Origin of the sequence: Proteiniborus ethanoligenes, assembly GCF_900107485.1 — a bacterium.
In the GTDB taxonomy this organism is placed as follows: domain Bacteria; phylum Bacillota; class Clostridia; order Tissierellales; family Proteiniboraceae; genus Proteiniborus; species Proteiniborus ethanoligenes.
Window position 1 is genome coordinate 1 of the sequence record NZ_FNQE01000023.1, and the last position, 16,528, is coordinate 16,528.

Annotated in this window: 14 protein-coding genes; 12 read left to right on the forward strand and 2 right to left on the reverse strand. The window is 30.8% G+C overall.

The annotated features are described in order from the left end of the window. Positions 1–392 precede the first annotated feature (392 nt). From BLV37_RS10120 to BLV37_RS10160, 9 genes are all read left to right on the forward strand, one after another. Positions 393–1,352, forward strand: a complete 960-nt coding sequence (locus BLV37_RS10120) for a CDP-glycerol glycerophosphotransferase family protein (RefSeq protein WP_091730878.1) — start codon at positions 393–395, stop codon at positions 1,350–1,352. 32 nt (positions 1,353–1,384) lie between these two features. Next, positions 1,385–2,392, forward strand: coding sequence for a glycosyltransferase family 32 protein (locus BLV37_RS10125; RefSeq protein ID WP_091730882.1), 1,008 nt, complete (start codon positions 1,385–1,387; stop codon positions 2,390–2,392). 109 nt (positions 2,393–2,501) lie between these two features. Beyond that, entirely contained in the window at positions 2,502–3,959 is a 1,458-nt protein-coding gene (locus BLV37_RS10130; RefSeq protein ID WP_091730884.1) for a glycosyltransferase family 4 protein, read from the forward strand. 25 nt (positions 3,960–3,984) lie between these two features. Further along, positions 3,985–5,115 carry a glycosyltransferase gene (locus tag BLV37_RS10135; protein WP_091730887.1) on the forward strand — a complete coding sequence of 377 codons (1,131 nt, stop codon included), beginning with the start codon at positions 3,985–3,987 and terminating at the stop codon, positions 5,113–5,115. A gap of 96 nt (positions 5,116–5,211) precedes the next feature. Next, the gene (gene galE, locus BLV37_RS10140; protein WP_091731015.1) at positions 5,212–6,210 is read left to right on the forward strand and encodes a UDP-glucose 4-epimerase GalE; all 999 of its coding nucleotides are present in this window, start codon (positions 5,212–5,214) and stop codon (positions 6,208–6,210) included. A gap of 31 nt (positions 6,211–6,241) precedes the next feature. Then, complete coding sequence (locus tag BLV37_RS10145) at positions 6,242–7,414, forward strand: glycosyltransferase (RefSeq protein WP_091730890.1); 1,173 nt, start codon at positions 6,242–6,244, stop codon at positions 7,412–7,414. A gap of 6 nt (positions 7,415–7,420) precedes the next feature. Beyond that, positions 7,421–8,473, forward strand: a complete 1,053-nt coding sequence (gene pseI, locus BLV37_RS10150) for a pseudaminic acid synthase (protein ID WP_091730892.1) — start codon at positions 7,421–7,423, stop codon at positions 8,471–8,473. Beyond that, complete coding sequence (locus tag BLV37_RS10155) at positions 8,470–9,453, forward strand: hypothetical protein (protein WP_091730894.1); 984 nt, start codon at positions 8,470–8,472, stop codon at positions 9,451–9,453. Before pseI ends, BLV37_RS10155 begins: the two co-directional genes overlap by 4 nt. A gap of 46 nt (positions 9,454–9,499) precedes the next feature. Further along, positions 9,500–9,697 (forward strand): YjfB family protein, encoded by a 198-nt coding sequence (locus BLV37_RS10160; protein ID WP_091730896.1) that lies wholly within the window; start codon positions 9,500–9,502, stop codon positions 9,695–9,697. 37 nt (positions 9,698–9,734) lie between these two features. On the opposite strand, the gene BLV37_RS10165 is transcribed toward BLV37_RS10160, so the two are convergent. Further along, positions 9,735–10,472: a class I SAM-dependent methyltransferase gene (locus BLV37_RS10165; protein WP_208975247.1), complete on the reverse strand. Its 738-nt coding sequence runs from the start codon at positions 10,470–10,472 to the stop codon at positions 9,735–9,737. 391 nt (positions 10,473–10,863) lie between these two features. Here BLV37_RS10165 and pcp point away from each other — a divergent pair, with 391 nt between their 5' ends. Then, entirely contained in the window at positions 10,864–11,469 is a 606-nt protein-coding gene (gene pcp, locus BLV37_RS10170) for a pyroglutamyl-peptidase I (RefSeq protein ID WP_091730904.1), read from the forward strand. Positions 11,470–11,544: 75 nt separating this feature from the next. Here pcp and BLV37_RS10175 read toward each other — a convergent pair whose 3' ends face one another. Continuing rightward, complete coding sequence (locus tag BLV37_RS10175; RefSeq protein ID WP_176967948.1) at positions 11,545–13,524, reverse strand: methyl-accepting chemotaxis protein; 1,980 nt, start codon at positions 13,522–13,524, stop codon at positions 11,545–11,547. A gap of 149 nt (positions 13,525–13,673) precedes the next feature. On the opposite strand from BLV37_RS10175, the gene BLV37_RS15080 reads away from it, so the two are divergent. Next, on the forward strand, positions 13,674–13,853 hold the full coding sequence (locus BLV37_RS15080) for a hypothetical protein (RefSeq protein ID WP_091730909.1): 180 nt from the start codon (positions 13,674–13,676) through the stop codon (positions 13,851–13,853). A gap of 27 nt (positions 13,854–13,880) precedes the next feature. Next, positions 13,881–16,469 (forward strand): ATP-dependent chaperone ClpB, encoded by a 2,589-nt coding sequence (gene clpB, locus BLV37_RS10185; protein WP_091730912.1) that lies wholly within the window; start codon positions 13,881–13,883, stop codon positions 16,467–16,469. Positions 16,470–16,528: the final 59 nt, after the last annotated feature.

A 16,528-nucleotide genomic window follows, 5' to 3' on the forward strand; every position in this document is an offset into this window, starting at 1 on the left:
AAGTTGCTGAATACATGAAATCATATAATAAAATCAGAATTCATGGTTCCTTAGGATATATTCCTCCATCGGAATTCTATCAAAGAACCCTAGAAGGAACAGCAAAGCCTTTAATAGTCAAACTTTAATGTTTTTCGCTTAAGAGAAGCACACATAAATATTTAGCTGAAATCAAGGGCCTGCGGTAGCAGGGGCGTAGCCTTTACCCTTGATGAGGATAAATATTTATGTATAATAAAAAAAGCGAAAAAGCATTAAAATATAAGGAACTAAGAAAAAGAAAGTATTCGTGAGTTTTTGTCCAATATTAAGGGGTCAATCCGTCTTATGATAATTCAGGATGTAATGCTAGGGCATTATTTAAACAAATACCTAAATTCATAAAAGATGAAATGGATATTAAATTAATTGAAGAAGCAAATAAAGATAAAGTTAAAGATTATGGGGTACATGTAACCACGCACTATAATATTAATCAAGAAATAGGCAAGATTAATATAGATTTATGGCATGGCTTCCCAATAAAAAATATAGGTGTATTAAATAAAATTGAAAACAATGTAATTGGAGAAAACTATAATAATTTATCTAGTAAAATCAATTTTTCTGCTTCATATTCAAATCTATATACATTTTTAATGAGCAGTTGCAGCAAAATTAGTGCTGATAAATTTAAAATAACCGGAGCACCTAGAAATGATCTTTTGATAAATAAAAATTCAAAATACGTACTTGAAAATCTAATTAAAAAAGACTTAGGAAACAATACTATTATTTTTTACGTACCAACATTTAGAAGAAGAAGTTTTAATAAACGAGTTATAGAAGAAGGTTATAGCTTAGAAGAAGTAGATAGAGAAATAAAGGAATTGAATAAATTTTTTGAAGAAAAAAATATAGTTTTAATTGTAAAAAAACATGCATTTACAGCTGATACTTGGAGAATTGCTAACAATGACAATGTTTGTTTCATAACAAATGAGATGTTAAACAAATACGGCATTGATTTCTATGAAATTCTCGGTGCTTCAGATATGCTAATTACTGATTTTTCATCTATTTATTTTGATTATCTTTTATTAGATAGACCGATTATTTTTTTTGCGAGGGATTACGATGAATATATTAATGATAGAGGTATACTATTAGAGCCTTATGAATTTTGGACTCCAGGACCTAAAACACATAACTCTGAAGAATTAAAAAAGGAAATAGAGATTTTTTTAAAGTGTAAAGAATATTATTTAAAAGAAAGAGAGCAAATAAAAAACATTGTACATAAATTTAAAGATTTTAATTCTAGTGAAAGGGTATGGAAAGAAATTTATGAATATATTAAAAGCGTAGAATAATATATTATAAAATAATCAATAAGGGTGATTATATGATTCCAAAAATTCTTCATTATTGTTGGTTTGGCAAAGGTGAAAAAAGCTCATTAATAAGTAAATGTATAAGTAGTTGGAGGCAACATTGTCCAGATTATGAAATCATTGAATGGAATGAAGATAACTTTGATATTAATATAAATAGATTTGTTAAAGAAGCACATGAATCTAAGAAGTATGCATTTGTATCGGATTATGTGAGATTATATGTATTGTATAAACATGGAGGAGTATATGTAGATTGTGATTTAGAAATTACTCAAAACATAGATGTTTTTTTAAATGATTCTGCCTTTTCAAGTTTTGAAACTAAAGATTATTTTCCTACTGCTATTATGGGAGCGGAAAAAGGACACCTATGGATTAAAGATTTATTAGACTACTATGAAAATAGACCTTTTATTCTTGATAATAATATTTTGGATATAACAACCAATACTGTTATTATCACAAACATTACAAAAGAAAAATATGGTTTGATTTTAGACAATCAAGAACAGATATTAAGAGAAGATGTACATGTTTACCCTAATTATTATTTTTGCACAAATAGTTACTATAAAAAAAATTATGCCATCCATCATTTTAATGGTTCATGGCTTCAAGACAGAGATAGTTATAATTCTGAACTTACAAAATTTAAAAAGAATTATAATATTTTGACTAATGTATTACAACGAATAAGCACAAAAAAAGAATTATATTTTAATTTTAGCAATTATGAAAAGATATATTTGTTTGGGACAGGAGAGATTTCAAAATATATTGTAGAATATTTTACGGATATGCAGTATACAATTGATGGAATTATTTCTAGGCAGGATAAAGAGTATATTTTTGATGTTAAAAACTATATCATAGATAATCTAAAAAATTTGACAAAAAATGATTTAATTATTATAGTGCCAAGTTATGATTTTGAAAATATATGCAATGAACTATCAACTAAAACAAAGGCTCACATGATATCAATTGAGCATATTTTAGATATAATGATTATCTAGCAATACAATTTATGAGATAATGGTAAAAATATACAAAGCAAAACTGCTTTATCATATGTGAAATAAATAATATAGAAACTAAAGTGCTATTTAAAGAGAAGGTGATAATTTGAATATAGAAGAAATCTATAGAAAGGAAATTATTATTTTCGGGGCATCTAAAGCGGGAGAGAAAATATATAATTTTTTATCTGAAATGAATCTAAAAGTAAAATACTTCACAGACAACAACCCTAATAAGTGGAACAAAATGTTTTGCGGACAAATTATAAAGGCACCAGAGTTATTATACCAAATTAATAAAGAGAAAGACTATATTATTATTGGAAGCATGTATGTAGGAGATATTTCAAAACAGTTGGATAATATGGGATTATACGGTTTATATTGTGAAATGAATGATTTTATATATAGATATATAAACGATAACATAAATAAGATTGATCCATACAATTTTATAACTGCTAAAACAGATAAGAAATCGGAAGAGAAGAAATATATTCTTTCGCTACCTTCTGGTCTAGTTTTAGGAGGAATTGAGATTTGGTCGATAAATATTTATGAATTATTAGAAAAACAAGTAAAAAAACCAAAATTGCTCAGTTTGTCTAACAATAATGGGGCAAAATTGATTCTACTACAGAATAAAAAATATAATATTCTAGAATTATTAGATAATAAAGTCGGCTATTTTGAACGCTTATATTACATTATAGACAATATAAAAAAACACTTACCCGCAATTGTTATACCAAATGCATCTGATGATATATTTTTAGCATGCTATATATTAAAGTATTATCATAGTGAAAAAATAAAAGTAGTTTCTGTTGTACATAGTGACATAGAGTTTTCTTATATTCAAAATACTCGATATGAAGAAATTATAGATAAATTTATTTGTGTTAGTGACGATATTAGTGAAAAATTAAAACGGAGGCTTAAACATAGGGAAAGAGATATTTTTACTCAAATTACACCTGTTCGATTAGAGCAATATACCAGAACGTACTCTAAAGAGAAAGAACCTATAAAGTTAGGTTATGTTGGAAGACTAGAAAAATCAGACAAAAGAGCTGATAGGCTTATTGATTTAATTAAAGTATTGGAAACTAGGGATATCCATTATCAAATGAATATAGTAGGGGAAGGAAATTATTATTATTTAATTAAAGAATATGTAGAAATGGAAGGTTTAGAGAAAAAGGTACATTTGCTAGGAGGCATACCAAATACTTTAATATATGATTTTTGGCGTCAACAAGATATTTTTATTAATGTTTCTGATTTAGAAGGAACTAGCATTTCAATGCTTGAAGGATTATACAACGGTGCTATTCCCATTTTAACTGATGTAAGTGGTGTTAGAAAATTTGTGACTCATGGAGAAAATGGCTTTATTGTTAATACTGGTGATATTGAATCTATGGTTGATTATATTGAGTATTTAGAACAAAATAGGGATGCATTAAAAAACTTTGGCCAAAATATTCATGAAAAAGTATCTGAAATATGTAATCCTGATAAATTTATTGAAGAATTTATTAGAATATGTGAATTTGATTAATAAACATATTAGTTAGAGGTGTGCTATGATTTCGTTAGTGTCTGTTATTATACCAGTTTATAATGGAGATAAGTATATTGGTAGTGCTATTGATTCCGTATTAAAACAAGACTATCCTAATATTGAGATTATTATAATTGATGATGGTTCTACTGATAATACAGAATCCATAGTAAAAGCATATGGAAATAAAATTAAATATTTTTATAAAGAAAATGGCGGGGAAGCCTCAGCAAGAAATCATGGACTAAAAGTAGCAAAAGGAGAATTTATAGCATTTTTAGATTGTGATGATTTATATAGAAAAGATAAGATTAGCAAACAAGTAAAAACTTTATTAGAAAACCCTAAATGTGGCTTCATATATAATGATGTAGATGTAATAAATGACTATAATGATTTTCTCTATACATTAAAAAGTGAAGATGAATTTGTAAATAGAGAGGACATGCTTGCTTATGTTTTATATAGACAGATAATACCTGCTACTGCATCCATAATGATAAGACAAAATTGTCTTGACAATAGTATTTATTATACTGAAAAATATTCTAATTCTGTAGATTATTTTTTTTCAATTAGATTATTGATGAAAACAAAAGGAAAGTATTTAAAAGAAAGCCTATACTTATATAGAAGGCATGAAGGAAACTTAACAAACAATCACAATAAGCAGAAGGAATGTGAAAGAAATATAGTTAAAGAATTAGGAATTAATACTATAAATGACATTGTAGAGGCTTCAACATTTGATAATGATTACAAGGTATTATTACTATCAAAAATATATTTTAAGATAGATGAAATTAATTTAGCATATAAAATATTAGAAAATATAGATATGAAAAAGTATAGTTTTGAATATTTTTTCCATAAAGGTGTTTGTGAGTATGACTTAAATATGTATGATAATGCTATTAAAAGCTTTATGAAAGCTATTGATCTTGAACCAGCTAGAGCTGAAACTTATAACAATTTAGGTTGTTGTTATATAAGAATTGGAGTTAAAGAAAAGGCAAGAGAAAGCTTTGAACATGCAACTAAGTTAAATAAAGATTATCTCGATGCAAGAATAAACTTATTTAACATAACTCAAGATGTAATGGATTTTAGATTTACTGAGCGAATTTTAAGAAAGGTTTTGACAAAATATTAAGTTGGGAAGTTTAGTCTAGCTTATAAAAGTTTATAATATGAAAAACCATTGCATCTTACCACAAGGTGGAAATAAGATAAGTTGGGTGGTGAAGTATTGGCTATATTAATAACTGGAGGGGCAGGATATATTGGTTCTCATACATGTATAGAGCTGTTAAATGCTGGGCATGAAGTTGTAGTTGTGGACAACCTTAGCAATTCAGATATTGAAGTAATAGAAAAAATGAGAAGTATAACTGAAAAGGAACTTATGTTTTATGAATTAGATTTATTAGATGAATGTAAGCTAGAAGGAGTATTTATTGAAAATGAAATTGATATAGTAATTCACTTTGCTGGCTATAAAGCCGTTGGCGAATCTGTCAATGAACCTCTAAAATATTACTATAACAATATTGCAGGAACACTAGTATTGCTTGAGCTAATGAAGAAGCACAAGGTTAAAAAAATAATTTTTAGTTCTTCTGCAACGGTTTATGGTAATACCACTAAAGTTCCTATTTCTGAAGATTTTCCTATTAAACCAACAAATCCTTATGGCAGAACAAAGCAAATAATAGAGGATATACTAATGGATTTGCATATCTCAGATCCTGAATGGAGCATAGTTATACTTAGATATTTTAATCCTATAGGTGCTCATGAAAGTGGCAAGATTGGGGATGATCCTAAGGGAATTCCTAATAATCTTATGCCCTACATCACTCAAGTTGCATCAGGAAAGATAGACAAGCTATATATTTATGGAAATGATTATGATACATATGATGGTACTGGAGTGAGAGATTATATACATGTAGTTGATTTAGCTAAAGGGCATGTGAAGGCACTTGAAAGAATTAAGAACTTTTCTTGTTTGGATATTTATAATCTTGGAACCGGTAAAGGGTACAGTGTTCTTGATGTTATTACAACTTTTGAGAATACCAACAAAGTTAAGATCCCATATGTTTACACAGACAGAAGAGCGGGAGATGTAAGTAAATCTTATTGCGACCCTATTAAGGCTTTGAAAGAATTAGGATGGAAAGCCGAAAAAAATCTGGAAGACATGTGTAGGGATTCATGGAATTGGTGCAAAAGTAGTAAGTGAATCAATATAAGTAAAAAGGAGACTATTTCAGATGAATATTGTTATATACAAAGGCAATTTTCAGTATGATGTTGTAAACTGCTTTGCAGAAGAATTAGGACATGAGTTAATGAAGTTGGGACATAATGTTTATATTTTAAATCTTGTTACAATGTCCCATAATAAAATATTAGCGATTTTATCCCAAAATGAAATTGGTTTAGTTCTGAGCTTTAATGGGGTTAATTTTATTGAGCAAAAGATATATGAAGGATTAAATATTCCATTAGGTATATTATTTGTAGACCATCCTTTTTTTCATGTATCACGGATCAGAGCATATAAGGGGAACATGACATTTTACTGCATGCATGATGAAGGATTTTTAAATAGCTTTGAAGAATGTATAGCTGAAGATGTACCAATAGCATGGTTGCCACATGGTGGTACAGAAATAGTATCTGATGAAAGCATTGAGAAAACATATGATATCATAATGCCGGGGACAATAGGAGACTATATACAGCTTGAAAAAGAAATATTAAACTTGGAATTAGATATATTAAAAAGAATTGCAATCAATATGTATGAAAAAGGTAAGCAAAATTACAATATTCCATTATATCATTATTTTAAAGAAGAAATATTTGCTGAAGGAATCGAATTATATAGATTAAGAAAAGATGAAGACTTTTTAAATGCTTTTAGCTATATATATACTCTAGTAGATAGGACTTTGAGAGCAAGAAATCGATATAGAATTATTAAAGCCTTAGTAGATAAGGGACTCAAGGTGCACCATTATGGGAATTTAGCTAATACTGAATTAAAAGCACACAAAAATATTATAACAAATGGGCCCTTAAATTATATAGATTTGGTGAAAGAAATGAAAAGATCAAAGTTTCTTTTACACGATATATCATATTTTGAAAATGGCAGCCATGAAAGGGTTTTGACCAGTATGTTAAATAGAACATTAGTTTTAAGCAATAATAATAACTATTGCAACAATATGTATATTGACGGAGAGAATATTGTTTACTACGATATGAATAATTTAGATACACTAGTGGAAAAAACCTTTTATTATTTAGAGCATGAAGATGAGCGAAAAGTAATAGAAGAAAATGCATATAGAATTACTAAACAGTATAATACCTGGGGAAGCAGGGCACATGAGATATTGAATATATACAATGCTTTTTTAAAAATGAAGAGGTGATACCAAATGCAAAATCAACTAACAATTTCAAACAAAACAATTAACAGCAACAGCCCTACCTTCATAATAGCAGAAGTCTCAGCAAATCACTTACAAAGCTATGACAATGCAGTTAAGTTAATTAAAGAAGTGAAGATGACTGGAGCAGATGCCGTCAAATTACAGACATATACTCCTGACACTATAACAATAGACTGTGACAATAAGTACTTTCAAATAACTCAAGGAACCATCTGGGATGGTACCACCCTACACAAACTATATCAAGAAGCTTATACACCCTGGGAATGGCAGCCTAAGCTAAAAAAGATTGCAGAAGAAGAAGGACTAATATTTTTTTCATCACCTTTTGATATTACAGCAGTAGATTTTTTAGAAGACATGAATGTACCAGCATACAAAATTGCTTCCTTTGAGATTAATGACATTCCTTTTATTGAATACATAGCTTCTAAGGGGAAACCAATAATAATGTCTACTGGAATAGCTACATTAGCAGATATAGAAGAAGCATTGTCAGCTTGTAAAAGGATGGGTAATACTCAAGTTTCATTATTAAAATGTACATCTGCATATCCATCGCCAATGGAGGATATTAATTTAAGAGTTATTCCAAATTTGAGAGACACCTTCGGTACTATAGTAGGTCTTTCAGATCATACTTTAGGACATACTGTACCTCTAGGTGCTGTGGCATTAGGTGCTAAAATAGTTGAAAAGCATATAACCTTGAGCAGGTCTGATGGTGGACCAGATGCTAAATTTTCTATGGAACCTGATGAATTTAAGGAAATGGTTATTAGAATTAGAGAATTAGAAAAAGCTCTTGGACAAGTGACATATGAATTAACAGAAAAGCAAAAAAAGAGTAGAGAGCACTCGAGGTCCTTATTTGTAGTAAAGGATATTAAAAAAGGCGAAGTATTCACTGAAGACAATGTAAGGAGTATAAGACCAGGATTTGGGCTAGAGACTAAATATATTAAGGACATAATAGGTACGAAGGCTAGACAAAATATACAAAAAGGAACTCCTGTTGATTGGGGCTTAATAGAATGAAAAAAATCATTTTTAGAACCTTAGGTGGGAAAGGAATAGGATATGGACATTTTTATAGATGCCTTTCATTGGCTAAAGCTATAAGATCATTAGACTTAAATATCCATATTATCTTTATAACTAATGATGAGTTAGTGGATTTAATCTATAATAATGGATTTGAATATTTAGTTTCGAATGATTTAGCTGAGGACGATGGACTAATTGAAAATATTAATCCTGTTCTTTTTATTTTTGATTCATATTTAGGAACGGATGAATATCTGAATAGAATTAAAGAAAAAACTAAACTAATGCTCATAGATGACAATAATAATATATATAGATCAACAATACCAGATATTATTTATAATGGAAATATATTTGCGGAAGAGCTAAGATATAGAGAAGTTAAAAGTCAATTAAGATTATTAGGGCCTAAATACTTAATAATGAAGGAAGAATATTGGGATAATGAAGCTAATACCTTAGCCAAGGAAGGCGTTCTAATCACAACTGGCGGTACTGATGAATATAAAATAGCAGTTAAGATATTAGAAGAGATTAAAGAATTAGATATCAAAACAAAAGTAGTTATTGGTCCTGGATACAGAGATGATTATATTAAGAAAATTGAGCATTTTAAAACTAATAATATAGAATTAATCTACAAGCCCAACAGCTTAAAAAATCACATATCTTCTTCAAAAATAGTAGTTACTGCTGGTGGTAGTACTATTTATGAGGTACTATCACAAAAAAGTATTCCTATTATTTTTAGCATAGCTGACAATCAAGACTTAGCATGTAGAACTTTAAACAATATGGGAGTCGAATATTTAGGGAAGTATCCTGATATTGATTACTCTAAATTAGCTAAAGTAATCGAAAAACTTAGTTTTATAGATACAGAAGATATGTTTATCAGCATATTTGATATAGTTAACAACAATGGAGCCAAGCTAGTAGCCAAGAATATACTTGAAAACATTATTGAATAATCAACACAGCTATGGGTATTAAATCTACAAGAAAGGAGCCGATACCATGGACATAGCAGCAATGTCATCTATGATTAGCCAATCCAGCATACAGCAGCAGGCTAGTTTATCAGTTTTAAAGCTGTCAATGGAATCTGCTGAGACGCAGGCTGCGAACCTGACTCAGATGATTTCAGATACATCCAAATCTATGGAATTATCTGTATCACCACATTTAGGAGCTAATATAGACATAAAATTATAGAAGACCTTTTCTAGGGTCTTCTATTTTTGAAACTAATTTATTTTTCTGCTACTAGCACAGTTGCAAATGAATTAACAGAATGCTCTTCCTCATTAAATCCACCAAAAACCTCAACTCTCTCATATTCAGCATTCTTTACCATATTAACTAAGGTTTTTGTTCTTAAAGGTAATAATTGTACAGAGTTTTCATACTTGTGCATTCCCGTTTCGTTAGATACATTTATCACAGTATTAAAGAATATTTTTCCAGACTTTTCATCATATGCATAATTTCTAATAAATTCTACTCCGGCTTCCTTCCTGCTTATTGTAGGAAGATGGTCAATATTAAAATCTAGTATTCTATCATAATTAATTATCTGAATAAGTAGTTTTCCTTTATTATTTGTTATATTACTAATGTGGTTAATCAACTGTTGAACTTCCTTTTCATTATCTAAATGGACTAGCGAATTACCTATACAATATACTAAATCGTATTTCCTACTTGAAAATATATCATTAACATTTTTCATATCGCCGTGAACAAAATTAATATCCACGGCTTCATTCATGGCTTTATTGTTCCCAGCTTCAATCATTGTATTATCAAGATCTATTCCATCTAATATGTAGCCTCTCTTAGTCAGTTCAATTGCATAGTTTCCAGTGCCACAAGCAATATCCAGAATATATTTTCCTTTATCAGCTACTTTTTCTATGAATTGAATTTTGTCTACTGTAGCTGGAAATATAATATCATAATATTTACTTAGCTCTTCATAAAAACCCACTAAACTCACCCCCGTTTTTCCTATTATGTGAGCAAAAGTAGAAGAATTATCTTTATAATTTTCCCATTCTTCCTTATTATTAATCATAAAATCACTTTCCTGTAATTAGAGCTTACTATTATTTAACATATTATACCATAGCAAGAGCCTAATTCATACATAAAAGCAAGGGGAGGGGGATGCTGCTTCGATATCTGGGAAATAATATCGGTGGATATTCAGCAAAGATATTACAATTAAGTTAATACAAATTAACTTAATCTTGATTGAGTTAATCTGTTTAGAATATAATAAATGTAAAAGCAGGAACATGTGTAAGCAAGGGGACGGGGTTGTTGCTTCTACAAAAATATATTCTTAAACTAATAAGTATAATAATGGAGGTAATACAATGAAAATTTTAATTACAGGCTTTGAGCCCTTTGGGGGAGAAAGTATAAATCCTGCTTATGAAGCAGTAAAAAGGCTGCCTGAAAAGATAAATGGAGCAGAAATTGTTAAGGGGTGTATTCCAACAGTATTTAGAAAATCCATTACGGAGCTAGAGAAGTATATAGAAAAGGAAAAGCCTCATATAGTAATTTGCGTAGGACAGGCTGGTGGAAGAACTCATATTTCTATTGAAAGAGTAGCAATAAACATAGACGATGCAAGAATTAAAGATAATGAGGACAATCAACCTGTAGATGAAGCTATATTTGAAGATGGAGAAAATGCATATTTTTCATCATTACCTATTAAAGCTATGGTCCAAAGGATGAAGGATTATGGAGTGCCAGCTAGTGTGTCTAATACTGCTGGGACCTTTGTATGTAATCATATTATGTATGGTCTACTATATCTAATTGACAAGAAATATCCTCACATGAAGGGCGGTTTTATCCATGTACCCTATTTACCAGAGCAGGTTCTTGAAAAAAACAATATGGCAAGCATGAGCTTGGAGGATGTTGTAAAAGGACTTACACTAGCAGTTGAAGCTGTATTAAAAATATAATTTAATTAGGGCGAAAATCAAATACTCCCTCATATATGAAATGTTTCACTTCATATATGAGGGGTTTCACTTTTTCTAATATTTAAATCTAGATATTGTATTTCTTAAATCTGAAGCCATAGTTGCTAAATCCATGGCTGAGCTAGCGATTTCCTCCATAGCTGCGATTTGCTGCTGTGAGCTATGAACAGCTCCTTCAGAGGAATCCACAGTCTTTTGGGATAAGTCATACATATGATTAAAGGTATTTGTAACCTCAGTAGCACTAGTAGCCACTCCCTGAGTAAGTCTTGATACATCCTCTATTTGAGACGCGATTAAATCTATTTCATTTAATATGTAAGAAAAGCTATTGCTAGATTCATTGACTATTTTAACACTGGACTCAACATCTTTATTATTTAATTCCATAGATTTAACTGTATTTTCAATCTCATTTTGAATACCTAAAATAAGCTCCGATATTTGGCTAGATGATAAGGATGTTTGCTCTGCTAGTTTTCTTACCTCTTCAGCTACTACAGAGAATCCTCTTCCAGCTTCTCCTGCTCTTGCTGCCTCAATGGCTGCATTTAGGGCCAACAAATTAGTTTGTTCAGCTATTTCGCCAATAGTATCTACAATTTTTTCGATTTCTTTAGAGCTATCATTTAGTTTGGATATCTCTTTAGAGGTTTGTTCTGTAGAAGATTTCAAATTATTTATCCTATCAACTGCATCTTTAGAGGACTTTATTCCACTTTGGGCAGAATCTAAAGTATTCCTTGCTGACTTATTTATATTTTGGATATTAATAGATACATTCTGTATATTATCTACCATGCTTTGCATAATTTCATTAGATTTTTCAATAGATATAGCTTGATTATGGGCAGATTCTGTTACTTCTACGATAGTATTTGCAACCTGTTCAGAGGATGCTGTAACTTCTTCTGATGCAGCTGACAGCTCTTGGCTAGTTGCTGCTACCTGCTCTGAAACCTGGGCAGACTGGGATATAATATCACGTAAGCTGGAGATCATAACATTAAAAGTACTAGCCAGAGAGCTAACTTCATCCTTTGAACGAAGCTCTACATTCTGTGTTAGGTCTCCTAATGATACTTGTTCAGCCACATTAGTTAATTTCTTTATAGGCTTTAGGGAGTAATTTAAAAATCCATATACAACTAAAAGTAAAATAGATAATGAAATAATTGTGAATATTATTGCATTTCTCTTAATTCCATCTATACGATTTACTAATAAAGCTCTGTCGTTGATTATTTTAAAATATCCAGATACATTTCCCTGATAGTCTTTAAAAGGCATTAGGACTATATTATAGTTCCCATCCTTACTATGTAAAAAAACAATCTCGTTATTTTTAAGCTTTTCTATATGTATACCTTCTTCTAGCTGCCACTTATCCTCTTCAATGGTTGAAGCTACAAGACCAGAGATTGATGTAGTACCATCTTCTAGCTGATAAATAAAATATTCACCGCTATAATGCTCCTTTATTCTTTCTAAAAATTCATTTCCAAAATCACTACCATACTCAACACTACCTGTATGCTTATTATTATAGAACATAGGAACTACTACTCTAAAACCAAATCCACCTACACCCTTCTCTAATCCTTTTATCATTTCCTTCTTCTCATTAGCTTCATTTACTGTGAAACGAAAGTCTTTAAGACTATCACCATATTTTTCAGGCTGATGGAGTCGAAGAAAAGAGCTAGAATCGGGTAGATGAAATTGAACCTGTGAGATTTTAGAAGATATATTTTTATATGTAGGTAAAAGTATTGCTGCTAATTCAGAGCGATTTCGCTCCCCAAATAATTTTTGAATATAGGAGTTGTTTGCCAAGGATAAAGCAGCAACCTCTGCTGTTTCTAGCTGTTTTTCCATTTGAATATTTATTGATTGGCTTATTGTTTCCAGCATTTCCTGTTCTTTTTCCATAATAGTTTTTGTAGTTTCACTAAATGTATAGTAGGAAAGTACAGAAAACACAATCAGGACACAAATACTAAAGCCTAGGAAAATTTTAACTTTTAATGACATTTTTAACCCCCCCTTTATTTCCTTGCATATATTTAAATACATACCCTCATTAGTTTATGAATTAACAAAGACGACATAATTTAATATTTTTCTACAAGTTTGGATAGGACACTGTTTTTACTAAGAGCTATTATTCATACAAATCCCTATTGATTTTTGCTAGAAATAGGATTATAATAAAATCAAAGGTCAGGCAAAGTCAAACTTTATTATCTAGAATAGTTGATGAAGAAAAGTCACATATAGCAAATATTCACAACAACAAAAAACATAAAAGTAAAAAATACACAGAAAATATAGCTAAAGAAGATTTTAGTAAAATAGAATAAAGGGATTAAAGTAGAGAGGTGAGATAAATGGATTTAAACAAATTTACACAAAAAAGTATTGAAGCCGTGCAAAATTCTCAAGAAATAGCTATTAAGAATGGTAATCCCCAATTAGAGGAAATCCATATACATTATGCCCTTATAAGCCAAGACGAAGGATTGATAAGGACTGTACTTAATTACATGGGGGAAAATGTAGAGCTTATTAAAAATGATGTAAAAAAGGAAATAGATAGCCTGCCTAAACAATCTGGCGGTGGAGGCTCTATTTATCCTAGCAGAATTTATACTAAAATACTCTTAAATTCTGAGGATGAAGCTAAGAAGTTTGGAGATGAATATGTAGGAGTTGAGCATATTTATATATCCTTATTAAAAGAAAGAGGAACCCTATCAGAGAAAATATTCAAGAGATACAATATTAATCTACAAAGGTTTTTAGAGGCCCTTAAAAAAATTAGAGGTAGCCAAAGCATTACATCGGATAACCCAGAGTCCACATATAATGCACTGAAAAGATTTGGTAGAGATCTAACAGAAGAAGCTAAAACAGGAAAGCTCGACCCAGTAATAGGTAGAGATGAAGAAATAAGAAATACAATTCGTATTCTTTCAAGAAGAACTAAAAACAACCCTGTTTTAATAGGAGAGCCAGGAGTAGGCAAAACAGCCATAGTTGAAGGACTTGCCCAAAGAATTGTAAATGGAGATGTGCCAGAAGGATTAAAGGATAAGAACATATTTGCCCTTGATATGGGAGCCTTGATTGCAGGCGCTAAGTATAGGGGAGAATTTGAAGAAAGGCTTAAGGCAGTATTAAAGGAAGTAGAGGATTCTGACGGTAGGATTATAATGTTCATAGATGAAATTCACAATATAGTAGGAGCAGGTAGAACAGAAGGTTCAATGGATGCTTCAAACCTTCTAAAACCGATGCTTGCCCGTGGAGAAATCCATTGTATAGGTGCGACTACATTAGATGAATATAGAAAATATATTGAGAAAGATGCAGCCTTAGAGAGAAGATTTCAAAAGGTATTGGTTACAGAGCCAACTGTAGAGGACACCATATCCATCCTTAGAGGAATTAAAGAAAAGTATGAGATTCATCATGGTATTAGAATATCAGATAATGCAGTTATTGCCTGTGCTACTCTTTCAGATAGATATATAAGTGATAGATATTTGCCTGACAAGGCTATAGACCTAATGGATGAGGCTTCTGCCATGATAAGGACAGAAATAGACAGTATGCCTGCCGAGCTAGATGAAATTAGGAGACGAATTCTTCAGCTTGAAATCGAAAGGGCAGCTCTAAAAAAAGAAACTGATAATAGCTCTAAAGCACGACTTGAAAAGCTAGAAAAGGAGCTTGCGAACCTAAAAGAAGAATACCATATTAAAAGGGCAAAATGGGAAGATGAGAAGAAAAGCATATCATCTATTAAAGATATAAAGGAAGAGATAGATAGGGTAAAGAGAGAAATAGAAGATGCTGAAAGACGATATGATTTAGAGAAGCTATCAGAGCTAAAATATGGCACATTGATTCAGCTAGAGAAAAAGCTAGAAGAAGCCAATCAAAGGGCTCAGAGTGAAGACAGGATGCTAAAGGAAGAGGTTACAGAGGAGGAAATAGCAGAGGTAGTTTCTAAATGGACTGGAATACCTGTATCTAAGCTGGTGGCGACAGAGAGAGAAAAGCTACTTAATCTAGATAAAATTCTTCACAAAAGAGTAATAGGTCAAGAAGAAGCTGTAGAATCTGTTGTAGATGCTGTGATTAGAGCAAGAGCAGGGATTAAGACATTAAATAGACCTGTAGGCTCATTTATATTTTTAGGTCCAACAGGTGTAGGTAAAACAGAGTTAGCTAAATCTCTTACAGAAACCTTATTTGATGATGAAAGAAATATGATAAGGATAGATATGAGTGAGTATATGGAAAAGCATTCAGTTTCTAGGCTAGTTGGAGCACCTCCAGGATATGTTGGCTATGATGAAGGTGGTCAGTTAACTGAAGCTGTTAGGAGAAAGCCTTATTCTGTAATCCTTTTTGATGAAATAGAAAAGGCCCATCCCGATGTGTTTAATATACTCCTTCAGGTATTAGATGATGGTAGACTTACAGATAATCAAGGTAGAACTGTAGACTTTAAAAATACAGTTATAATTATGACATCTAATCTTGGTTCGTCATATTTAATTGAAGGAATAAACCCAGATGGTCATATAGATGAAGCTGCTGAGGAAAAAGTAATGGAAGCTATGAGAAGAACCTTTAGGCCAGAGTTTCTAAACCGTATTGATGAAATAGTCCTATTTAAGCCATTACAAAGAGAGGAAATATTTAAGATAATAGACCTTCAAATAGATGAAATAGAAAGTAGACTCCAGGATAGAGAAATAAGTATTGAATTTACTAATGAAGCTAAGGAGCTTGTACTAAGCAAAGCATACTCTATTCAATATGGTGCAAGACCTGTAAAGAGATTCTTGCAAAAGCACATTGAAACAGAAATGGCTAGAATGATTATTAGAGGAGAGCTAAAGGATAAGGATACTGTAGTTGTTAGTGTAGATAATGATAGATTGGTGATAGAAGCTAAGAATTAAGAATTTCAATAACAGTAGTGGAACGGTAGTGTAACGATTGTTTAACGATTGTTTAACGA